Here is a 21,892-nt window from a genome sequence, read left to right as displayed (position 1 = left end):
GGCGACGACGTGGTTTCGACCGACCCGGAGGCCCCGGTGCTGCTTCTCGCCTTCGCAGCCGTGCTGCTGCTGGCCGTCCTGTTGTCCAGCCTCGCGCACCGCAGCATCCTCTCCACCGCCGTGCTCTTCCTCCTGGCCGGCATCCTCCTCGGTCCGGATACCACCGGTGTCCTGGAGATCACCGCCGACAGCGAGATCGTCGCCACCCTCGCCGAGCTGGCGCTCTTCGCCGTGCTCTTCACCGACGGCATGCGGGTCGGCTTCGCCGACCTGCGCTCCGCGTGGCGGCTCCCCGGGCGGGCGCTCGGCTGGGGACTGCCGCTGACCCTGGGGATCACCGCCGTGTTGGCTCACTACGTGGCCGGTCTCGACTGGCCGGAGTCACTGCTGATCGGGGCGGTCCTCGCCCCTACCGACCCGGTGTTCGCCGCCGCCCTGGTCGGCAACGTGGGCGTTCCGAGCCGACTGCGGCATCTACTCAACGTCGAATCCGGTATCAACGACGGCCTCGCGTTGCCATTCGTCATCCTCTTCCTGGCGATCACCGCCGGCTCCGACGACCTGCACCTCGACGAACTGGGCATCGAACTGCTCCTGGGCCTGGCGATCGGGGTGGCGGTGCCGTGGCTGGCCCTGCGACTGGAGAAGGGGCGGTACTTCTCCGCCTCCACCCAGTACGAGCCCCTCAACGGCGTGGCGATCGGCCTGCTGGTACTCGCGCTGGGGCTGATCACCCACGCCAACCTGTTCCTCGCCGCGTTCGCCGCCGGCGTCACCGTGGCCACCTTCGGCGAGCGACAGCACCAGACCTTCGCACACTTCGGCGAACTGATCGCCGAAGTGTTCAAACTCGCCGCCCTGCTGGTGTTCGGCGCCCTGATCTCGGTGGAGTTTCTCAGCGAGATCAACTGGACCGGCTGGGTCTTCGCGGTGCTGGCCATCGTCGTGGCCCGCCCACTCGCGCTCGCGGTGTCGTTCCTCGGTTCGAACCTGAGCCGCACCGAACAGTTCGCTGCCATGTGGTTCGGCCCGAAGGGCTTCGCCTCGGTGGTCTACGGTCTGCTCGTCCTCCAGACCGGGATCGCCGCGGGAGACGAGGTGTTCCACCTGGTGGCGCTGACCGTCGTGCTGTCGATCTTGGCGCACTCGTCAACCGACGTGCTCATCGCCCGGATCTTCGATCCGGCGACGACCCCGCAGTGGTACGAACGACTACGGGCGGCCTCCGCCGACCGACAGAGGCGCCGCGCGGACGGAGACCAGCCACCCTGAGTCCGCTCCAGACGCAATCGAGCTGGTCGCCGAGGTGGTGGAGGCCTGTCAATCAACACGTGACAGGGACCTCATCGCGCGAAGATACCTCCACGTTATTGCATCTTGCGCAAACCGACCCAGTGGCCCGGCCATTCGCGCGGTCAGCGAATCCGGCCGTGAAAAGGCTCGCACCTCAAAATGAGACCGACCCACTCCATCACGACGAATCAGAAAAGTCTCCTCGCCACACTCAGGATGCCCCGGTAACGTGCCATAGGCGAATCCGACACGTTCATCTTCGTTGATCGTGAAAATAATACGGCAAGGAGCCTGGAACAGGAGCCCTCGCCACCCAAGCCCCAGCCGGAAATCCAGACCCGGTTCTGGCCTCAGATCTGGGCGATCAACGCTAACCCCAGCCCGGCGGTGCATGCGCCACCCAAGCAATGCGTGGACAGCCTTGTCGAAGACCCGAACATCCACACCGAGAAAGACCTTGCGGTGAACGTGTCGATAGCCAGACGGAAGATCGCCGACTGACGCACCCACCTCAGCGTAGGTTAGATCACCCCGCTCCAATACCGCCACCTCACGACAGTCTCGCGTACGCCTAAACCATTCCCAAAACGCAAGCGTAACACCGTGAACCGCTGGAGCAGCCCTGACGAACAGACACTCCTGTCACACTGACGACGATTTTCGAATCGCAATCAACGATTTGGTGAGGCCCAGCAGGCGCTCGTTCCGGATGCCCGCGTCCGGAAAGAGGTAGCGCAGCTCGGCCCGACCAATCAATTCGGTCGTCAGGACCTGCCGCATCGCCGCCTCGTACGACTTGCCCGGCGTGTACGCCAGGGGCCACTTCCGTGCCACCACCACCCGTGCCGACACCGGCAGGAACTGCATGGCGGGAGCCACCCAGTGCGGTTCTATCGGAAAGTATCGGTACGGTGTCTGCACCCAGTACTCAGGGGCCAGCTCCCGGATCGCCTCCGCCATCCGGCGACGACGTTCGTATCCGCCCACATGCTCCAACACGCTGTTGCTGAAGACAAGATCGTACCGACGGCCGAGAATGCGCTTCGGCAGTTCGCAGGCATCGGCATGATCAGCTTCGGCCCAGTCCGGTAATTCCGTCGGCAACGGCTCCAGATTCACCACGTGGACGTGCGCCGGACGGACCGGCACCTTTGCCCAGCTTTCCACCCGTCCACCGAGGTCAAGCACGTTCATCTCAGCGAGGTCGGGAAAGGTGTCGGACAGCCAGGCCGCCCGTCGCGCCCTCCGTTTGGCACCGAATGAGGAAGGCGAGTCCACCAGGCGAAATCTCAACGAGTGAAGTGCCATCGGACGAACTCCGTATCTACTACGTCAACAGGGGTTGCTGCTCTCACGGCTGGTACGGGATGAGTGGGTGGTCTGTGGCCTAAATTCCCCGGCCACGCTTGTGCAGCGTGCGCAGCACCGCGTCCGCCCGGATCAGGCGCCCGGCCACCGCGAGCGCCAGGTACGCCCGTGGCTCGCGCGGGTTGCGCCGGAGGGTGCGGCGGGCCCAGCGCAGGGCGCCCTGGCGGTCACCGGACGCGGCGCGCGCGAAGGCGATCTGCCCCGCCACCCGTGCCTCCCCGGCGGGCTGAGTGCCGAACTCCGGGTAGCGTTCCAGCAGCCATTGCAACGCCTCCGAGATGGTGTCCCAGCGCTGCGCGAAATACGACCGTTTGTGCCAACGCACCAGCACCAACGGGGTGCGCAGATTGACCAGTGGTGCGCTACGGGCCGCCCGCAGCAGGAACTCGTAGTCCTCCGCGTAGCTGCCCGGAATCTCCTCGTCAACCAGTCCGAAGCCGTTGTGGAGCACGGCGGCGCGGATGAGGAACGTCGACGGGTGCAGCTCGGTCATCCGGTCCCGCAACAGGTCCGCGAGCTCGATCCGGTCACGAGACAGCGACCGGTCGACGGTGTGTCCGTCGTAGCTCACCCGGATGCCACTCGAGACGAACTCGGCGCCCGGAGTAGTGGTGAGTGCCGCGACCTGCGCCGACAGCTTGCCGGGCAACCACTCGTCGTCGTCGTCGCAGAAGGCGATCAACTCGCCGGTGGCAGCCAGTATGCCGGTGTTGCGGGCACCCGCAAGGCCGGGCGTCCGGCCGTTGTGAATGACCCGGACCAACCGACCCGGTCGCGACAACTCGGTCAGCGTCGGATCCGGCTCCGAACGGTCGTACACGACGACCACCTCGAGCTCACCCGGATAGTCCTGGTCGAGGTTGCTGCGGACCGCGGCCCGCAGCAACTCGGGGCGGTCCCGGGTGGGCACCACGGCGCTCACCCGCGGCAGGGTGGTCATCCTCGTGCTCCGCTCCGTGGCGACCGTGACCACGGCCGCCACCATGCCCGTCGGCCGTCCGCCGCGACCACCAGGTTCTCCACAATCTCCCCGACCCGGGCCACGGCGGCCTCCCGGGCCCGGGCCGCCTCAGGGTCAGCCCGGACGACGAACCGGGACGGCTCGGCCAGACCGGCGGTGAGCGCCGCCACGAACGTCGCTCGGGTCTCGCACACCACCACCAGGCCCGCCGCACCGAGCCGACGCGCGAACCGCAGTTGGTGGTCGTCAACGTGTTCGCCGTGAGTCGGATCCCGGGGAACCACGATCGGTACCGTGCCGCGCCGACGGGCCTCCAGAATGGTGGCCGGGCCACCGTGACAGACCACAAGGTCGGCCGCGGACATCGCCGCCTGGAGCTCGTCGTGCCCCAGGAAGGCCACTGCGCCGCGACCATCGGCCACTCTGGTATGACCATGTTGGATGGTCAGAACCACGCGATCGGGGGCTGTCGACTGCCAATCCCGCAGCCAGTCAATCAGCCGGTCAAACGGGTGCTTGTCGGTGCCGACCGCAACCAAAACCCGCGCCAGATCGGCACGAGACCGGTTCCGTTGCCGGGGAACCCGACGGCTGGACTCGGACTCCACCGGCGCCTCGACTCGCCTCGTACTCACCGAATCCACCCTCCACCCGGACTGGCGGAACCTGGTGTCGCGGGTCTCTGCTTCACCGCACCCTCCATGCTCACAGCAGCGGCCCCACGACCGTCGCCTCCGGGTAGTGCCGGCGTTGCTCCTCCCACTGCACGAGCATCGCGGACAGAAACGGGCGGCACAGGCGCGCGGTCAGGGTCGGGGTGTCGATCCGGTCGTACACCTCGACATAGACAGTGGGAATTCGCCGCAGCCAGGCGAACACCACGAACGGCACCGCCACCCCGGCTCCGGTCGTCACCACCACGGCGACCCGACGCCGCCGCAATACCCGTACCGCCAGCGCCGCGTTGCGCACCAGGTTGGGTACGTTGCGGGTGGTCGGGTGGTGGGCCGAGACAACCTGTTCCCCCGCGAGCAGAGAGCGCGCGTCCGGGGTGTCGAAGGTTACCCAGCAACGGTGCCAGCGCTCGTACCAGGAACGCAGTGCCAGCAGCTGAGCCAGGTGCCCACCGCTCGACCCGACGAGCAGCAGGACCGGAGAGTCGCCGCGACCCTTGGGGTACGTCTCCACGCAAGCCTCCCTGTCCGCTTCGACTTTGATCTACTTCGCCCTCGATCGATGGCTTGCGAAAGCAGATCACGTATCGGATCGCGGGGGGATCGGGTAACCGGACTGTCACCGGTCGTACCGCTGTGCGAAGAGTTCCAGCAGAGCGGGGTGCAGGGCGGGGTTCCAGCCCGCCCCGGCGTTGGCCAGACGCCATGTCCGCAACCACAGCTCCAGCAGGTACGCGTCGGCCACCAGGCGCTGCCCGGCCCGGTTCAGGCCGAGCGCGTCGCCGTACCGTCGAAGTTGGAGATCAACGGCGCCGGCCGCGGTGGCGGCGGACTCACCCCGCAGCACCAGGGCCCGCTGGAACGCGTCGTGCGCCAGGTCGAAGCCGAGCGGGACATCCGGCGCGCTGTGCTCCCAGTCCCAGGCGACCAATCGATCGGCGTGCCAGCCGAGGTTCCACGGGACCCAGTCGCCATGCCAGTGCCCGAACTCGACCGAGCTGTCCCCGTGCCTCGAGGCGAGCTCAGCCGCCGCCACGGCCACCCGGGCATCGGCTGGCATCGTAGCGGCGGCCTGGTGCGCGGCCCGGGTGAGCCGGGTCAGGAAGCGCGATCCGGCCAGTGGTTGGGGCCGGGCGGGCGGGCGGCCCCGGCGAGCCACCGCGAGCACCGCGGCGACCTCGGGCTCGGCGGTGGTGGACAGCCCACGAACAGTCGCCGGCAGCGGCTCGACCAACGCGACGGACCGCCCGGCCCACCGATGCTCGGCCAGTAGCCGGGGCGCCACCGGGTGGTCCGGCACCCGAGCCAGCGCGGGGAGTTCCCGCAGGGCCGCCGCCTCGGCGGTCACCAGGAGTCGGGTGGCATCATTCCAGCCGATCTTCGCGAAGCCGAGCGGGCGGCCGGCCGAGCCGAACAGCTGCAGGGTCGGCTTGTGGTTCGGGTCCGGCGGTCGCACCCCGCACGCCGCGTAGGTGGGTCCCCAGCCCAGTAGGGCAGCGAGTCGATGGACGAGCAGCGCGTCCTCCGCGGCGACCGCGTCCGGAAGCGACACGGTCAGGATCGGAAACCGGGCCAGCTCGATCCCGCCGAGTCGAGCGACCCCGCCGAGAAGTGCCCGTACGGCCCGCACCTGAGGCGGTCGCAGCGCGTTGTACGCCAGCAGCGACGCCGCCGTTGCCCGCGGGGAGCCCAACGGCAACAGAAACCGGGCCCGCTGAACCGAGGGCACAATGGCGTACCGCGCCACCGTCCGGTGCCCGACCGGCGACCCACCGTCCACGGTGAGCCCGACCCGCTCGGCACCGAAGACCGCCCGGGTCACCCAACCCAACCCGTCGGTACGGGTACGCGGGTCGGCGGAGGCAGTGGCCGGCTCGGTCATGAGGCGCCGTCCGGCCAGTCGAGGTCCACTCCGAGCCGCCGCCGCAGCGCGTCGTTGTAGGGGCGGTAGTAGGCCGTCAGCTCTGCCTGAAGCGCCGGGTCCAGCGGCGCTCCGCGGCGGTCGTTGTAGACCCGGAAGCTCGCCAGGTCGTACGCCGGCAGCCCGAGGAACGACAGGGTCCGACGGTACGTCGACCGGGCGTCTCGGTACAGGTCCTCGCTGAGCAGGAAGAGGAACTGCGTGCGGTCGAACCGGTCCAGCCACGGCTCCAGGTGCTCGAGGTAGCGGCCCCGGGCCCGGTAGGTGTACCAGTCGTACGCCTCGCTGACGTACTCCGGCTCGGCGACCAGCCGCGCCCGCTCCCCCGCCGTGCGCTCCTGCTCGGCGGCGAGGGCGGCGGCGAAGTCCAGCGGCTCGACGCCGTGGGTACGCCGCTCCTTCCAGTGCGAATAGGCCCGCTGCACCGGATCACGCAGCAGCACGACCAGCTTGACCGACGGCATCAGTGCGGCGACCCGCTCGGCGGCGAGCGGGTGGAACATGTACAACGGGGCTGCCTCACCGGCCCGGACCGGACCGCCGTGCCGCCGCTGTAGCGCCGCTCGCTGACGGCGGGTCGGGAAGTGCGACCGGTACCACGCCTCACCACGCCGCCAGTGCTCCTCGAAGTAGTGCGTGGACTTCGTGTTCCAGGCCGGAAAGAGCCGTGGCACCAGCGGATGTTGGATCAGATAGTTCCACAGTGACGTGGTACCGCCCCGTTTGGTGCCGATGACGAGGAAGTCGGGCAACGGCCGCCGGTCGCTGGTCTGCACGCCGTAGCCGACGAGGGATTCCCGCACCTGTTCGGTCACCTGGGTCGGCACGAGCTGCTTCACCCGGTCACGCATCGCCGACACGACGTACCTCACCTGTCCTTCTGATCGGGTAGGCCGGCGGTGGCCGACTCCCGCCCACGGATCTGCCTCAGACTCGCCTGGATACCGGGCCGTATTCGGGGCAGTGCCCCGGCAGCACCGACGGCCAGCACCGCCACCGCCGCCAGGAGGCCCGGCATGCCCCGCCCGCCGACCAGCACGCCCACCGCGGCGGCGCCGCCCACCACGGCGACGGTGATCACCGCCGCCCGCACCATCGCACCGTCCACCAACGGGTGCCGCACCACGAGCCATGCGCACGTCACGGCGGTGAGGTTCTCGGTGAGGATGCCGGCGGCCCAGGCCATCGCCGCGCCGGTGGCGCCGTGCCCGGGGATCAACACCAGGCCGAGCGAGACGGTCACCAGCAGCCCGCCCAGGGTGGCAGTCAGGTGCAGGCCGCTGCGGCCCCCCATCAGCAGCAGGCTCTGCACGTTACCCACCCCGGTCTGCGCCAGCATGGCCAGAGCGAGGACGGTCATCGCGGTGGTCCCGGCGGTGAAGCCGGGCCCGAACAGTTCCAGGAATCCCACCCCGAAGACGGCGAGCAGCAGGTAGACCGGCCAGGAAAGCACCAGTCCCCAGGTGGTCAACTGCCGGTGCACGGCCGCCGCGAGAGCCGTCCGGCCCGCGCCGAGCAGCCGGGACAACCGGGGAGACACCGTCACCCGCAGCCCCTGCACGGCGAGCTGGCCGGCGAGGACGTACCGGCCGACGGCACCGAACACACCGGCCTCCTCCGCCCCGGCGAGCGCCGAGGTCAACAGCACCCCAATCCACAGGTTGCCGGCGTCGATGGCGGCCGAGACGGCCCGGGGCAGCGCGAACCGCCAGAAGGTCGACCAGTCCCGCCGTCCGGGACGTAACCCGGCGCCACGCCCGATGCGCAACGGCCCCGCCACCAGGGCCAGGCAGACCAGCAGGGCCAGTGCGGCCGGAACCAGCCAGGCGGACACCCCGGCAACCAGGCCACCGCCGACCAGGACAGCGACGCCGACCAGTGCCGGCCGGGCCACCGGCAGGAGAAAGAACTGCACCGACACGTACGCCCGAATCGGCCGGACGCATCGCAGGGCGGCGAGCAGCAGCGTCAGGAGGACAACCACCGGGACGGCGGCGAAGCTCACCGCCAGCAGCTCCGGCCCCGCGGCAGGGCCGAACACCCGGGGCGCCAGTGAGTCGGCAGCGAGCAACCCGGCCAGCGCGACCATGGCGGCAACCAGGAACGGCGGGAGGAGGGCCACCGGCAGTACCCGGGCGGCATCCCCCCGCCCCGCGGCCGAGCGGCGGCGCGGCAGCGCCCACAGCAGACCGGTCTCGGCACCCAGCGTGCACACCGCGGTAGCTACCGTGATCACCCCGATCGCGGCGAAGAAGACACCGGAGCCCGCCGGGCCGTAGCCGCGGGTTATCACCACCGCAAGGAGAAAGCCGAAGAGACCGCTGGTGGCGGCGCCGATCAGCCCAGCGACACCGCTGCGCACACTGTCTCGGCGCTCTGCCTCGTCCGGCTGCCCGGCGGCGCGGCCGGACGACGCCGCCGGAGCCGTGGCGGCGGTCACTCGACCGCCCCGCGGAGAGCCGCCGGCAGCCGTGAGACATGCCCTCGTGCCAGTTCGCGCTCGGTGCGCGCCATGGCGAAGGCGATCACGTAGAAGGCGATGGCGAGGTTCTGGTTGGCCATGCCGTAGAAGGGGATCTGCACCAGGCACACCACCGGGACGATCGCCAGCCACTGCCCCGCCGGCGAAGCTGCCCGGGCACAGCAGAGGGCGGCCACGACGAACCAGGCCAGAAAGCACAGCAGAGCGGGGATCCCGTGGCTGAACAGCACCATCCACAGCTGCCCCTGGGTGCCGATCGGCGCCTGGGCCGAGACGGTGTCGACGTTCACCGGTGCGCCGTAACCGAGCCACGGCGACTCACCGACCCGCCCGAGCACCGCACGGTAGAGGGCGAGCCGGTCGGTGTTGGTACCACTGCTCCCGACCCGGTCCTCGATCAACTGGGTGACCGGGATGAACACGGTGGCGAGGAGAGCCACCAGCACCACACCGACGATCGAGATGGCGACCCGGGTGTTGCCGCGCCGGCCGGCCCGGACACCGAGCACCAACAGGCCGACGCCGAGGCTGAGGAACATCGCTCGGTTCAACGTGAGGAAAGCCGGCGCCAGGGACAGCGGCAACGACCCGAGCAGCAGCCAGCGCAGCACCCCGCGCCGCCGTAGCATGATCACTGCGACCACGCAGGGCAACAACATCGCGTACACGCTGCCGTAGTTGTTGGTGTACGCGTACGGCGCCGCGGGACGGTAGATCGGATTCAGGGACCGGGCACTGTACTCGGCGGTGGACAGGTGGACCATGTCGTGGACGAATGGTTCGTCGGCGATCGCGCCGGGCAGCAGCGCCTCCACCGGGGTGGTCATGCCGAGCCGGGGTGCGAGCACGCTCAGCCAGCCCAACGCCACCAACCCGAGCCAGTACGCACAGAGGGGCAGGAGCACGCCGCCGTTCCCGGCCCGTTCCCGGGTCACCACGTAGACGTAGACGCCGACCACCAGCGCCGTGGCGTAGAAGCCCAACCGCAGCCCAAAGGTCAACACCGAGTTGGGCGACCCCAGCTGGGTAGCGCTGACCAGGACGACGGCGAGGAAGAGCAGCCAGATCCCGGCACCCGGCGGCAACGGAACCCGACCCCGGACCAGCAGCAGGGCCAGCAGCACGGCGCCCAACAGCGGCCAGCCCAGGTAGAACGCGCCGGCCAGCCACCAGATCGGCACCAGGCCGAACATCAGCGCCAGCGGCCAGATCGGTAGCCGCGGTGGCGGTGGCGACGGGCCGGGCGACGGAAGGACCTCGGTGGCCCCGTCCCCGGCCGACTCGCTCGTCGCCGGAGTCCCGCCCAGGGGCACGGTCAGCCCCGCCCGCGGTGCGTGAGGACGAAGCCAAGGGGCGCCACGCCAGCTGCCCGCAGCCGCTCCGCCAGCCGGCGTAGGTCGCTCTGCCGGGTCCGGTCCTGCTCGACCACCACCACCGCGGCACCCTGACGGGCCGCCGCGACGCCCCGCTCATCAGCCTCGGCCGGTGGGGCATTGAACAGCACCAGCCCGCTGGCAGCCCGCTGCCGCCAGGTGCCGAAGCGGATGGTGCCAGCGCCCACCACAACCGTGTCGGCGGGCTCTCCGACTTCGCTCTTTGCGCTGCTCGACGCGGTGGCTGCGATCCGGGGCAGGAAGATCGTGCCATCCGGGTCGTCGGTCGCCGGGCGGTTAGCGGCAGTCACGTGGCCGGCCGCGGGCGGACTGTTGACGGTGGCCTGGCGGGGAAGAGCGGTCGGGCGGGGGGACGGTCGCCGGACGGCGATCTGCTCGGTCACCTCATCGACGGGGGCTGTCCTGCGGCCCTGGCGGGGCTGCGGCACCACCGGCCGGGCGGAGTTCGCCGTCGTCGGCAGACGCGCCACGCCGGCCAGCACCTCGCTGCGCAACCGTCCCAGTCGATCGATGTCATCGGCGAGGTACACCTCCCGGCCGGTCACGGCGAGCGCCACCGCCAGCCCGGCGCTCATCGCGGTCTGATCCCCCCGGGTGGTCAACAACACGATCCGGGCCGGTTCCCGGATCCGCCCCGCGATGGCCATCGCCACGTACCGAACATCGGCGTCCACGGCGTGCCGTGAGCCCCGTGCTCTCGGGCCGCGGGCGGTACCGAGCAGCGGCAGACCGGTAGCGTCCCGGCCGTCGTCAACCGATCGGATACGCCGGTCCACCGACTCCCACCCGTACGCCAGCACGACGCCGAGCAGCACACCGCCGAGCAGCCCCGCGAGCAGGCGAAGTAGTTGGCTACCGCCTGCGGGGATCAGGTTCGTCTCCGCCTCGCGGGTGACCCAGCCGGGGTTGACGTCGACCGCGGCGATCTCGGTGCGGGCCGAGCCGAGCTGGACCAGTTGGCTGTTCACACCGGACAGTTCGGCCACCGCGGCATCCGCCTCGCCCTCCCGAGCACTGGCAATCCGACGTTGCAACACCGCCTGCTGTGCCTGCGCCCTGCTGATGCTCTCGTCGTACGAGCGCAGGATGTCCTCCCGCTGCTGCTCGTACATGGTGCGGCGCACGTCGAGGTAGGCCGCTGCGGCGAGGTTGACGCCCGCCACCGCGTCCTGGGGTGAGTTTGCGGTGTATCGGAAGCGCAGGATCTGGCCGCCGGTCGGCACCTCGAGTTCGAGGGCGTCCTGCACGTCACGTTGGTCCCGGCCGGTGGCGTCCACCAGTCGCCGCACCACCTCTGTCCCGGTGGCGATGCCGCGCTCCACGTTCATGTTCACCGCACGGTCGGCGGACGCGCCGCTCGGCGTGAAGGCGTCGGTGACCACCGGTCGGACCGCCACCACAGCGTCGGCGGTCACCGCGCCCGGCACCAGCAGCACATAGCCGAGTGCGGCGAGCAGCCCGAGCGCGGCGGCGCAGGCCACCAACCGGATCCGGTGCAGCGGCACGCGCAGCAGGTCGGTCAGGGTAACCGTTCGACCCGGGGTTCCCTCACCAGAGGCAACGTTGGTGGTCCAGCCACCACCAGCGGCGCTATTCATTGAATTTCTTCACCGTCTGTTGCGGATTTCCAATGACCACCACCCGGGGCGGGACATCCGCCCGGACGACCGTGGCGGCGCCCACGACACTGTCCCGGCCGATCCGAACACCCTTCATCACGAGCGCATGTGCGCCGATCCAGACGTTGTCCTCAATGACGATCGGGGCTCGAGTGCGTGGGGTGGGCGGGTCGTGTCGCACCTCGGGCCGCAGGTTATGGAAGTCGCTGTCCCGCAGCTCACAATTCGACAGCAGACAACGGTCACCGACCCTGACCGAGGTCCAAACACCGACCCAGGTCGCGCTCAACAGACAGTCGGCACCGACTCGGACCTCGCCCGGACCGGCGAACCGCACCAGCTTGTTGATCCGGGTCCGGTCACCGATGTGCACCCGCACGCCACGGCGCAACCGGACCCGCCCACGGATCTCCACGTCCCGGCCGAGGCTCAGTCCCGGGTAGCGCAGCCGGTACCAGCCACGCTTCAGCGCGAACAGGGCTCTCACCCCAAGACCACGGCGAATGCCGCTCAACGACCCTCCCCACGCCAGGGGACGACGGCATAGATCACCGCCAACCAACGTGAACTATCCACCATTATCGATAGTAGCCAGTCGCCTTACTGCACGGCGAAAAACAGCTGTGGAGTGGACCACGTCAGCTCCGTGCTCGCCATCGCGAGGAGGACGCTTTCCGCGCCGTCCACCACCGGGTCGACCGCTGGCCGGAAGGGGACGACGCGCAGGTTCCCGTCGGTGCTTCCGTACACGATCGTGCCATCCACCCAGGCCATACCCCGCACCGTCGACCAGTCAACCCCGGTGGTGGGGAGGGTGAACTCGGTGGCACCGAGGTAGTTCCCATCCGTCTCGAAGTACCGGTAGTACAGGGCGTCGGCACCAGAGCGGGTGTAGTAGAGGCGACCGTCGAGAAAGAGGGCACCGGTCAGGTCGCCCGCGTCGAACCAGTCGTTGTAACCGGACGCCTCCCACGGGGCGCCGACCGTGCCCCCGTTGAACATTGAAATGTCGATCCGGCTACCCGTCGGGGTACCGGCGACGGTGTGTGCCCAGTAGATCCGGTCACTCAATCCCCAGGTCGCCCCGGCGCCGGTGTAGTTCGGCTGGCTGACCGTGGTCGGCGAGCCGATCATGGTGCCGTCGAACGGGACCCGGGCCAGTTCGCCCTCCCCGATGCCCAGGTAGAGATTGCCGCTGGTCGCGGTCGGCGGGTTCTTCGGGGTGATCGTCCGACCACCGGAGCGCGGGAACATACCGAGCCGGCCGTGGTACTCGCCACCCATGCCATCAGAGTTGTGCCCGAAGTACAGCCCGTCGTCGCCCCGCCAGAGCACGGGCACGGAGGAGTCCCAGGGGCTGGTGCCGGGGGGCAGCGACGAGCCACCGCTGCGACGCGGATTCCAGTTCACGGGCATCCCGGTGGCCGGGGTGACCGCGGCGATACCGAGCCGGTCAATGGCGCCGTCGCCGGCGCCGCCCCGGTGGGCGGTCGGATTGTTCAGCCAGCGAAAGTGCCCACCGAGATAGATGACATTGTCGGCCACCTCGACTGAGGTGATGGTGTCCCTACCGGTGTAGTTCACCCACGTGCCGAGCTGACCGTCACCGCGGGCCGCGGTCTCGAAGCGCACCAGCGCGTCGCAGTACGCCGCCGGCCAGCCCGATCCGCCGTTGGTACCGACGACGAACCAACTGCCATCGCCGCCAAACCGCACAGCCTGCAGATAGGAGAAAGCTGGCTGCCCACCGCACGGTGCCACGAACTTCTCCGTACTCCAGTCGAGAACGCTCGGCGTACCAGAGAGGTCAAGGAGCGCTATCTGGTTCCGCGACAGGCCGTTGACGTCGGTGAAGTTGCCACCCGCTATCAACGTCTCCCCGTCCGGTGAGACGTCGATGGTCCAGACGTACGAACTGGTACCGCTTCGCCCCACCGTGGCGTTGATGGCGAAGGTCGGGTCGATCGCCCCCGTGCTGGCATGCAGTCGGGCGAGCCCGGCATGCGAGGTGCCGTTCACCCAGTTGAAGGCGCCCGCCAGGTAGAGCCAGTCGCCATGCAGCGCCATGTCGCGCACGTTGCCGCCGTCGGAGCGGCCCACCCAGCCCTCGACGGTGGCGCCGGTACTCGGGTCGAGCGCCACCAGATTCTTTCGGGACGCCCCGTTGGCGTTCCGGAAGGCCCCACCGACGATCAACGTGTCGTTCGGACCGGCGACCAACGAGCTCACCGCGCCATCGAGCACCGGCAGAAAGGTCGTCGAGATCACCCCGGTGGTCTTGTCGTAGCCGAACAGGTAGCGCTGGCTGACCCACGCCGCAGTCGGGTCCTGCCGAATCTCGGTGAAGCTGCCCCCGACGTACACCATCGAGCCGATCTGCGCGAAGGCACGGACCTCGCCGTCGCGGGCGTGCGGCGTCTCGTCGACCGGATCACTCGACACCAGGATCTGTGTCTCGGGCACCGGCGGGACGGTGGCGACAGCCGCGGATGGTACGACCATCGCGGCGACGACGGCCACCGAGCAGATCACGGCCGCGTGAACAGGGCGACCCATAATCCGCCGACGAAAAGACAACCCGGCCACGCTAGACCTCCACAGGGTGAGAACTCGCGTATCCTTTCCTGCCCGACCCCGTCAGCGATATCCACCGATTGGCTGGCACTGGTCCTGCCGGTTCGCCCCATTGGCGCGGGACGAGTCGCCGGTGCGGGGATCAGCCAGCCCGAGCCGCGGTGAGCGCGTCGGCCATCGCCGCACGCGGCGCCGGTACCCCGGTGAACTGCTCGAACTGGCCGACCGCCTGGGCCAGCAGCAGATCGAGACCAGAGCAGACCCGGCAGCCGGCAGTCCGCGCGGCGGACGCGAGCGAGGTCGGCCAGGGGTCGTAGAGGGCGTCGAAGAGCACAGTGGTGGGCCGCCACACCACCGCCGTGGCCAATGGGTCGGCGGCCCCGGCCGGCACGGTTGAGATCACCACGTCGGCGGAGCAGGCCGCAGCAGCGTCGGCCCAGGGAACTCCGGTCAGCGACACGCCCACCGTCTCGGCCACCGGACGCAGGTCGGCGATCGCGGCCTTCCGCCGGGCCACCACCGTCACCGTCCGGGCGCGCAGCGCCGCCGCCGCGGCCACCGCCGCCCGGGCGGTACCGCCGGCGCCGAGCACCGTCAGCGTCGACCCCGGACGAACCCCGGCGGCGGTCAGCACCTCCACCATGCCGGCGACATCGGTGTTGTCCGCGTGCCAGGAGCCGTTGGGCCGGCGTACCAGGGTGTTGGCCGCGCCGACAGCGACCGCGACCGGCGACGCCGTCGTGGCGACCGCGAGCGCCGCCTCCTTGCCCGGCATGGTGACCGAGAGCCCCGCCCACTCCGGGCCCAGGCCGGCAACCAGGGCCGGCAGCTGCGCCTGGGCACACTCGATGCGGGTATACGACCAGTCGTGCAGGCCGACCGCGGCGTAGCCGGCGTTGTGGATCACCGGGGAGAGGGAGTGCGCGATCGGGTCACCGACCACCGCCGCCCGCACGCGCTCAGATGACACCCGCCTCCCTCGCCTTGGCCTCGTTGCGCAGATGCTCGTCGTAGGTTTCCGCGAAGGCGGACTCCCCCTCTTTGTTGATCGCGACGAAGAAGAGCCACTTTCCCGGCGGCGGGTCCATGGCGCCTTCCATCGCCAACTGACCCGGGTTGTTGATCGGCGTGGGGATCAGGCCCTCGAGCTTGCGGCGGTACGGGCTCTCCGTGTCAAGCAACTCGTCCTGGGTCATCTCGGCCGAGGTCTTGGTCTCCTGGCCGGTCAACTCGAGGTAGTAGTTGACCGTGACGTCCATCTCCAGGCAGTTGCACTGGAAGTCGCCGTAGACCCGGTTGTAGGCGACCCGGGCGACCTTGCCGAGGTCCTCCGGAGTGCCCGCCTCGGCCTGGGCGAGCGACGCGACGATCAGCGCCTCGTAGGGCGCGATCTGGCGTTCGTTCTGCACCCGGTCGACGAACTCCAACTCCTCGGCGACGGTGAGGAATCGCTCCACCATCAGCGCGAGAATCGACTCAGCCGTGGGTTCCGCGGGAAGCTCGTAGGTGTCGGGGAAGAGGAAGCCCTCGATCGACGGCTCGGCCGTCCGGTCGTCCGTGCGCGTGAACCACCACTCCGGGACACCGAGCGCGAGCGGATCCTTCGCCGCCGCCTCGAACTCCTCCACCGGGATCTCGGTCTCTTCGGCGAGCAGCTTGTAGATGCTCTTCGCGGTCCGCCCCTCGGGAACAGTGATCCCGTTCACGATCCGGTTCTTCGGGTCCAGCATCGCGGCCACGGCATACTCGCCACTCATCTGCCTCCGCAACTCGTACTGGCCGGGCTGGATGCTCTTGCTCTGGTCGTTCTCCTCCGCCGCCTCAACAAATGCCTTGGTGCTCTTGACAACCCCGGCCTCGTAGAGCGTGACCGCGATGGCGGCGATCGGGGCGCCCTCCGGGATCTCGACCGTCACCGCCTCGGTCCCGGAGCCGTCGTAGTCTGGGGTACCGAGAAGGCTCTGGATCCGTTCGAAGCCGTAGAAGGCACCACCGCCGAGGCCGCCGAGCAGAGTCAGGGTCAGCAGCAGGGCCAGCACGGTCTTGCCGCGCCCTCCACCCGAGCTGCGCGTCCGCTCGCGCTGACGCTTTCGCACGTAGCCACGCCGATGCCGGCCCTTCTCTCCCCGATCGGTATCGAAATCAGGGTCCAGATCGTCGATCATTGCATCCGCCTCCGCTGCGCATCGAGCCAGCTCTGCAGGATTTCCACCGCGGCCGCCTGGTCCACCACCGCCCGCTGCCGGCGCCCCCGAACGCCACGCTCGGCAAGCCTACGGCTTGCCACCACCGTCGACATCCGCTCGTCGGCGAGCGTCACCGGCACAGGCGAAATCACCTCGACCAGACGGCCGACATACGCCTGCACATGTACGGCGGCGGGGCCCTGCCGACCAGCGAGATTCACCGGGAGACCAACCACCACCTCGACCGCCTCGTGTTCGGTCACCAGCGCGGCCAGCTCGGCCATGTCGCTGGGAACCGCCTCCGGCGCGACGGCACGGTCCCGGGCCAGGGTGACCAGTGGCGTAGCCAGGACGCCGTGCGGGTCGGACCGGGCCACGCCGACCCGGACCTGCCCGACATCCACCCCGAGGCGTACGCCCCGGGACCACTCAGCCACGAATGGTCACCTCCCTGGGAGAACGAGCGGGCTGGGCCTCCGGTGCCGGTTACCCCCCGGCACCTTACGCCCCGGCGATGGCATTCTCGACGGTCCGAAGCAACCCCGGCGCCTCCGCCGCCGGCAGACCGCCCCCCTGGGCCAACTCGGGGCTGCCCCCACCCCGGCCGGCGAAGGCTACCTTGACCAGATCCGCCGCTGACAGCCCCTGACTGCGCGCCGCTGGGTTGACCGCCACCACCAGGGAAGCCTTGCCGTTCGCCCGGGCCGCCACCGCGACCACCGCAGGACGCGCCGGATCGATCCGGCTCCGGATCTCCTGCGCGAGGGTCCGCACATCGTTGCCGGCCGCACCCTCGGGCGCCTCGGTCCCGACGTACGCCACCCCACGCACCTCGCTCGCCTGGGCAGCGAGGGCGGCCGCGCCGCCGAGCACCAGCTGCGCGCGGAGCTTCTCCAGTTCCTTCTCGGCGTCGCGCAGCTGGGTGACGGTCTGCTCCACCCGCTCCGCGACCTGGTCGGATGGCACCCGGTACAGCTCGGCGAGGCGGGCGACGAGCAGGTGCTCGCGGGCAAGGAAGTTGAACGCGTCAATCCCGACCAACGCCTCGACCCGGCGAACCCCGGACCCGATCGACGACTCAGAAAGGATCTTCACCAGGCCGAGCTGGCCGGAACGGCCCACGTGGGTACCACCGCACAGCTCTCGCGCGTAGTCACCGACCTCGACGACTCGCACCTGCTCGCCGTACTTCTCGCCGAAGAGCGCCATCGCACCGATACGCCGCGCCTCGGCCAGCGAGGTAACGAACGCACGCACCTCCAGGTCGGCGAGGAGCGCCTCGTTGACCTGCTGTTCCACATCCCGCAGGACGCTCGGTGCCACCCCGGTCGGGGTGTTGAAGTCGAACCGAAGCCGCCCCGGTGCGTTCAGCGAACCGGCCTGGGTGGCGGACTCACCGAGGAAGTTGCGCATGGTCTGGTGCACGAGGTGGGTCGCGGTGTGCGACCGGGAGATCGCCCGACGGCGATCAGTGTCGATCTCGGCGAAGCCGGTCTCGCCCACGCGCACCTCACCCCGCAGCACCCGGGCCCGGTGGACGATCAACCCCGGTACCGGCTGCTGCACGTCGAGGACCTCCACCTGGCCCCCACCGACGGTGATCACGCCCAGGTCCGGCTGCTGGCCACCACCCTCGGCGTAGAACGGGGTGGTGTCGAGGACCAGCTCGACCGTTTCGCCCTCCACCGCCGCGGCGTGCGGACTGGCCGCGCCGAGCACCGCCCGCACCGTCGACTCGCGGGAGACCTCCTGGTAGCCGGTGAAGGTGACCGGGCCGCCCTCGTCCAGCACCGTCCGGTACGCGGACAGGTCCACGTGCCCCGTCTTACGGGCCTGCGCGTCGGCCTTCGCCCGAGCCCGCTGGTCGGCCATCAGCCGACGGAAACCCTCGGCGTCGACCTGTAGACCCTGCTCGCTCGCGATCTCCAGGGTCAGGTCGATCGGGAAGCCGTACGTGTCGTGCAGCTGAAACGCCTTCGCACCGGAGATCGCCCGCCGGCCCGCGGTACGGGTTTCGGCGATGGCGGTGTCCAGGATCGTGGTGCCGGCACGCAGCGTGGACAGGAACGCATCCTCCTCCGCGTACGCGTAGTCGGCGATCCGGCCAAAGTCGGTCGCCAGCTCCGGGTATGACGCGGACATGCAGTCGCGGGCCACCGGCAGCAGCTCGGGCATCGCCCGTTCCTGCCAGCCCAGCAGCCGGATCGAACGGATCGCCCGGCGCATGATGCGGCGCAGCACGTAGCCCCGCCCCTCATTACTCGGGATCACCCCGTCACCGATCAACATCAGGGCGGTGCGGACATGGTCGGCGACGACCCGCAGCCGGACGTCATCCGGGTGCGACTCGCTGGCGACCTGACCGGAGTGCGCGCCATACCGTTTGCCGGTCAGCTCGGCGGCCTTGGCCAGGATCGGCCGCACCTCGTCGATCTCGTAGAGGTTGTCCACGCCCTGGAGGATGGAGGCCATCCGCTCCAGGCCCATCCCGGTGTCGATGTTCTTCGCCGGCAGGTCACCGAGGATCGGGTAGTCCTCCTTGCCGGTGCCCGGTCCCCGCTCGAACTGCATGAAGACGAGGTTCCAGAACTCCAGGTACCGATCCTCGTCAACCTCCGGACCGCCCTCCCGGCCGTACTCGGGGCCACGGTCGTAGAACAGCTCGGAGCAGGGCCCGCACGGCCCGGGAATGCCCATCGACCAGAAGTTGTCAGCCTTGCCGCGACGCACGATCCGATCCGCCGGCACCCCGACCGATCGCCAGATCTGGAACGCCTCGTCGTCGTCGAGGTAGACCGTCGGCCAGATCCGATCCGGGTCGAGTCCGAGTCCCCCGGCGTCAACCGGCTTGGTGGACAGCTCCCAGGCGAGCGGGATCGCCTCGTCCTTGAAGTAGTCCCCAAACGAGAAGTTGCCGTTCATCTGGAAGAACGTGCCGTGCCGGCTGGTCTTGCCCACCTCGTCGATATCCGGCGTACGGAGGCACTTCTGCACGCTGACGGCCCGCTTGTAGGGAGCGGTCTGCTGCCCCAGGAAGTAGGGGACGAACTGCATCATGCCGGCGGCGACAAACAGCAGGTTCGGGTCGCTGATGGCGGGCAGCGGAGCGGACGGCACCACGGCGTGACCGTTCGCCTCGAAGTGCGCGAGGTACCGCCGCCTGATCTCCGCCGTCTTCATCGCTGGTGCTCCTCCGGGAAAGTCTCTCGGTCGCCGGTGTACGGGTGTTCCCGCAGGTCGGCGACGTTGTCGTCGAACGCCTCGCCGCGCGCGAAGGCCTCGTGAATCTCCTGCTCGCGCTCGGCCATTCCGATCCGGACGTCCGACACGAAGCTACGTACCGACTCGGCCAGGCCGCCAGCGGATTCGGACAGCCCGCCGGCGATCCCGGCCGGCGTGTAGGCCTGGGCCGTCCGGGTGGCCTTGCGGACCACCAGCACGCCTACGGCCAGCCCAATGCCCAGCCAGAACAACCGCCTCATGCTCTCCCCCTCCTAGGCGCCTCCGGCGCTGCTCAGCGGCGACCGCGCCGGCGGCCTCGCTGTTGCTGCTTGATGGTGTCCCGCACCTCACGTTCGGTCTCCAGATGCCGGCGGGCGGCCGTGGCCCGGCGCACGCCATAGCCGAAGGCAGCCACCTTGACCAGCGGGCTCGCGGCGGCGGCGGAGACGACTGTGGCGAGGTTGGCGACGTTGGCGGTGATGTTCTGCGCGTGATTGGTCATGGTATCGACCTTGGCGAGCTGGAGATTCACCCCATCCAACGAGGTCTGCACCTGATCCAACGCGGTGTTGACGTTCTTCACCGTGGTGTTGACCTCGCCGAGCAGCGGGGCGGTCCGGTCGTTGAGATCGTTGATCATCCGGGTGGCCGCATCAACCGTGTGCCGCAGCCGTAGGATTGGCAGCACCAGGATCAACACCAGCATCGCGAACGCGATTGCCGCGATCAGCGCCGCGACCTCTCCAAAGTCCACGCCTGTCCTCCTCAAGCCGAATCAGCGGGCGCCGGACGTTTCCGAAGCAAGCCGCCGTCATCCCCACACCCGTACCGCGCGCCCCCGCCGCTGGTCGACCGGGGCAGGCGGGCCTGCCAGCCCAGACCCTACCGTCCGTGATGGAGACCGCCTCAGGACGGTGAGGGGGTCACTTCACCGAGCGGGTCCTCGGACAAGGTCGGGAAGGGGTCCTCACCGGTGAGCGACGGGTCGGTACTCGGCTGCGGTCGCGTGCGGTCGTCATCGATGGCGTTACGCACCTTCACCGACACCAACGAGCCGGCGCACTCCGTCGCCTGGGTCGACGGATCCGGGGACGGCACGAGCGCCGGCTCGCCGTCGACTGGTGGCGGCACACAGGCTGGCTCACGTACCCACAGATCGAGGGTCAGCTCATCTCGCCGCCAGCAGGTGTAGCTGCCCTTCGCCGGTTGCTCGGGGCAACGGTCGACCTGCCACGGCCGCCAACCATCCCCACGCAGCGACGCCTCGTAGACCTGGACGGTCTCCTCCGGAGAACGTTCCGAGGCCACGGTACGCTCGCGTAGTCGACAGTCCAGCAGACACCAGCGACTGCCACTGACATCGTCAACCGTCTCGGTCGCTGCCCAGCTGGGCACCGCCAACTGGTCAAGCGTGTCGAAGACCGGGTCACGGTTGAGCGTCTGGAGCCCGAAGACGGCCGGAACAACACCGAGCAACACGATGCTGACCAGAGCCAGGACCCCCGTCCGGATCCTCCGCTGCGGTTGCCGGCGCAGGTACGAGCGGGCTCCGCCGGGTCCGTCCTGGACGGCGGTGTCGACTGCGGGGGATTCTGCAAAGCCACGCGGCGTCCCGCCCGGCGCTGCTCCCGGCGACGCAGGCGGAACTCCCGGGGGGGTGGCCCGGGCCGGCTCTCGAGGGGGCGGCAGCGCGCGACCCGACGGTCGCTCGTCCACGCTGGGACGGGGGCCGGCGACCCGGGCCGCCCCAGCCGCGGGTCGCGGACCAGCGGGCGCATCGCCGGGCCGGACGAGGCCGGGCGGTGCGGCCATCCCAGGTGGACCACCCGGGTCGACGCCGGGCCGGGCTACGCCGGGCGGAGGCGCTCCGCCCGGTAGGGGATTCGGCGTGCCAGCCCGCCGCGGGGCAACCGTGCCCGGCGGCGGCCCGGCGGCGGCCCGTTGGGGTGGCGGCCGGTCCGCACGGACAGCGCCCGGGCCGGAGGGCGGCTCACCGACAGCGCCGCTCGCGGCGGCGGACGGACGGGGCCGCTCGGCGGCCGGCCCAGCGGGCGGGTGTGGCCGCGCGGGGCCAGCCGCTCCCGGGGGCGGACCGGCGGCGTGGGCACCCCGCGGGCCGCCGCCGTGATCGGGCCGCGCTCGCCCGGCGGCGGGACCACCGCGGGTCGGTTCGGGTCCGGAACGCGGACCGTCAGCGG

General features: G+C 69.9%; 20 protein-coding genes. 1 reads left to right on the top strand and 19 read right to left on the bottom strand.

Features of this window, described 5'->3' with window-relative positions; translation table 11 throughout:
• The first annotated feature begins 9 nt into the window (after nucleotides 1-9).
• Nucleotides 10-1,272, top strand: a complete 1,263-nt coding sequence (locus STROP_RS09290; RefSeq protein ID WP_026275002.1) for a cation:proton antiporter — start codon at nucleotides 10-12, stop codon at nucleotides 1,270-1,272.
• 48 nt (nucleotides 1,273-1,320) lie between these two features.
• Here the strand turns inward: STROP_RS09290 and STROP_RS23900 are convergent, their stop codons facing one another.
• From STROP_RS23900 to STROP_RS09200, 19 genes are all read right to left on the bottom strand, one after another.
• Nucleotides 1,321-1,803: a DUF1990 domain-containing protein gene (locus STROP_RS23900; RefSeq protein ID WP_238380309.1), complete on the bottom strand. Its 483-nt coding sequence runs from the start codon at nucleotides 1,801-1,803 to the stop codon at nucleotides 1,321-1,323.
• A gap of 132 nt (nucleotides 1,804-1,935) precedes the next feature.
• Complete coding sequence (locus tag STROP_RS09285) at nucleotides 1,936-2,601, bottom strand: class I SAM-dependent methyltransferase (RefSeq protein ID WP_011905735.1); 666 nt, start codon at nucleotides 2,599-2,601, stop codon at nucleotides 1,936-1,938.
• Between the two features lie 79 nt (nucleotides 2,602-2,680).
• Nucleotides 2,681-3,646, bottom strand: coding sequence for a glycosyltransferase family 2 protein (locus STROP_RS09280; RefSeq protein WP_018830331.1), 966 nt, complete (start codon nucleotides 3,644-3,646; stop codon nucleotides 2,681-2,683).
• Nucleotides 3,598-4,173 carry a glycosyltransferase gene (locus STROP_RS09275; protein ID WP_230582361.1) on the bottom strand — a complete coding sequence of 192 codons (576 nt, stop codon included), beginning with the start codon at nucleotides 4,171-4,173 and terminating at the stop codon, nucleotides 3,598-3,600. The genes STROP_RS09280 and STROP_RS09275 overlap by 49 nt, the downstream gene beginning before the upstream one ends.
• Before the next feature lie 154 nt (nucleotides 4,174-4,327).
• Nucleotides 4,328-4,810: a glycosyltransferase family protein gene (locus STROP_RS09270; RefSeq protein WP_011905732.1), complete on the bottom strand. Its 483-nt coding sequence runs from the start codon at nucleotides 4,808-4,810 to the stop codon at nucleotides 4,328-4,330.
• Nucleotides 4,811-4,915: 105 nt separating this feature from the next.
• Complete coding sequence (locus STROP_RS09265) at nucleotides 4,916-6,178, bottom strand: hypothetical protein (RefSeq protein WP_011905731.1); 1,263 nt, start codon at nucleotides 6,176-6,178, stop codon at nucleotides 4,916-4,918.
• Nucleotides 6,175-7,077, bottom strand: a complete 903-nt coding sequence (locus STROP_RS09260) for a sulfotransferase domain-containing protein (RefSeq protein ID WP_026275004.1) — start codon at nucleotides 7,075-7,077, stop codon at nucleotides 6,175-6,177. The genes STROP_RS09265 and STROP_RS09260 overlap by 4 nt, the downstream gene beginning before the upstream one ends.
• Before the next feature lie 8 nt (nucleotides 7,078-7,085).
• The gene (locus STROP_RS09255) at nucleotides 7,086-8,657 is read right to left on the bottom strand and encodes a lipopolysaccharide biosynthesis protein (RefSeq protein WP_011905729.1); all 1,572 of its coding nucleotides are present in this window, start codon (nucleotides 8,655-8,657) and stop codon (nucleotides 7,086-7,088) included.
• The gene (locus STROP_RS09250; protein WP_187151617.1) at nucleotides 8,654-10,006 is read right to left on the bottom strand and encodes an O-antigen ligase family protein; all 1,353 of its coding nucleotides are present in this window, start codon (nucleotides 10,004-10,006) and stop codon (nucleotides 8,654-8,656) included. Before STROP_RS09250 ends, STROP_RS09255 begins: the two co-directional genes overlap by 4 nt.
• Nucleotides 10,007-10,014: 8 nt before the next feature.
• Nucleotides 10,015-11,691 (bottom strand): hypothetical protein, encoded by a 1,677-nt coding sequence (locus tag STROP_RS09245; protein WP_011905727.1) that lies wholly within the window; start codon nucleotides 11,689-11,691, stop codon nucleotides 10,015-10,017.
• Nucleotides 11,684-12,226, bottom strand: a complete 543-nt coding sequence (locus STROP_RS09240) for an acyltransferase (RefSeq protein WP_011905726.1) — start codon at nucleotides 12,224-12,226, stop codon at nucleotides 11,684-11,686. The genes STROP_RS09245 and STROP_RS09240 overlap by 8 nt, the downstream gene beginning before the upstream one ends.
• An 86-nt stretch (nucleotides 12,227-12,312) precedes the next feature.
• On the bottom strand, nucleotides 12,313-14,268 hold the full coding sequence (locus STROP_RS09235) for a hypothetical protein (RefSeq protein ID WP_037331089.1): 1,956 nt from the start codon (nucleotides 14,266-14,268) through the stop codon (nucleotides 12,313-12,315).
• Nucleotides 14,269-14,428: 160 nt separating this feature from the next.
• Nucleotides 14,429-15,256 carry a shikimate dehydrogenase gene (locus STROP_RS09230; protein ID WP_011905724.1) on the bottom strand — a complete coding sequence of 276 codons (828 nt, stop codon included), beginning with the start codon at nucleotides 15,254-15,256 and terminating at the stop codon, nucleotides 14,429-14,431.
• Entirely contained in the window at nucleotides 15,246-16,451 is a 1,206-nt protein-coding gene (gene mltG, locus STROP_RS09225; RefSeq protein ID WP_011905723.1) for an endolytic transglycosylase MltG, read from the bottom strand. The genes STROP_RS09230 and mltG overlap by 11 nt, the downstream gene beginning before the upstream one ends.
• The gene (gene ruvX, locus STROP_RS09220; RefSeq protein WP_011905722.1) at nucleotides 16,448-16,909 is read right to left on the bottom strand and encodes a Holliday junction resolvase RuvX; all 462 of its coding nucleotides are present in this window, start codon (nucleotides 16,907-16,909) and stop codon (nucleotides 16,448-16,450) included. Before ruvX ends, mltG begins: the two co-directional genes overlap by 4 nt.
• 64 nt (nucleotides 16,910-16,973) lie before the next feature.
• On the bottom strand, nucleotides 16,974-19,652 hold the full coding sequence (gene alaS, locus STROP_RS09215; protein WP_011905721.1) for an alanine--tRNA ligase: 2,679 nt from the start codon (nucleotides 19,650-19,652) through the stop codon (nucleotides 16,974-16,976).
• The gene (locus tag STROP_RS09210) at nucleotides 19,649-19,954 is read right to left on the bottom strand and encodes a hypothetical protein (RefSeq protein ID WP_011905720.1); all 306 of its coding nucleotides are present in this window, start codon (nucleotides 19,952-19,954) and stop codon (nucleotides 19,649-19,651) included. The genes alaS and STROP_RS09210 overlap by 4 nt, the downstream gene beginning before the upstream one ends.
• A 32-nt stretch (nucleotides 19,955-19,986) precedes the next feature.
• Nucleotides 19,987-20,448, bottom strand: a complete 462-nt coding sequence (locus STROP_RS09205; protein ID WP_011905719.1) for a DUF948 domain-containing protein — start codon at nucleotides 20,446-20,448, stop codon at nucleotides 19,987-19,989.
• Nucleotides 20,449-20,600: 152 nt separating this feature from the next.
• The gene (locus STROP_RS09200; protein ID WP_026275006.1) at nucleotides 20,601-21,410 is read right to left on the bottom strand and encodes a hypothetical protein; all 810 of its coding nucleotides are present in this window, start codon (nucleotides 21,408-21,410) and stop codon (nucleotides 20,601-20,603) included.
• Between the last annotated feature and the right edge of the window lie 482 nt (nucleotides 21,411-21,892).

The organism is Salinispora tropica CNB-440, from assembly GCF_000016425.1.
Classification (GTDB): domain Bacteria; phylum Actinomycetota; class Actinomycetes; order Mycobacteriales; family Micromonosporaceae; genus Micromonospora; species Micromonospora tropica.
This window is presented reverse-complemented; position numbering and strand designations above follow the sequence as displayed.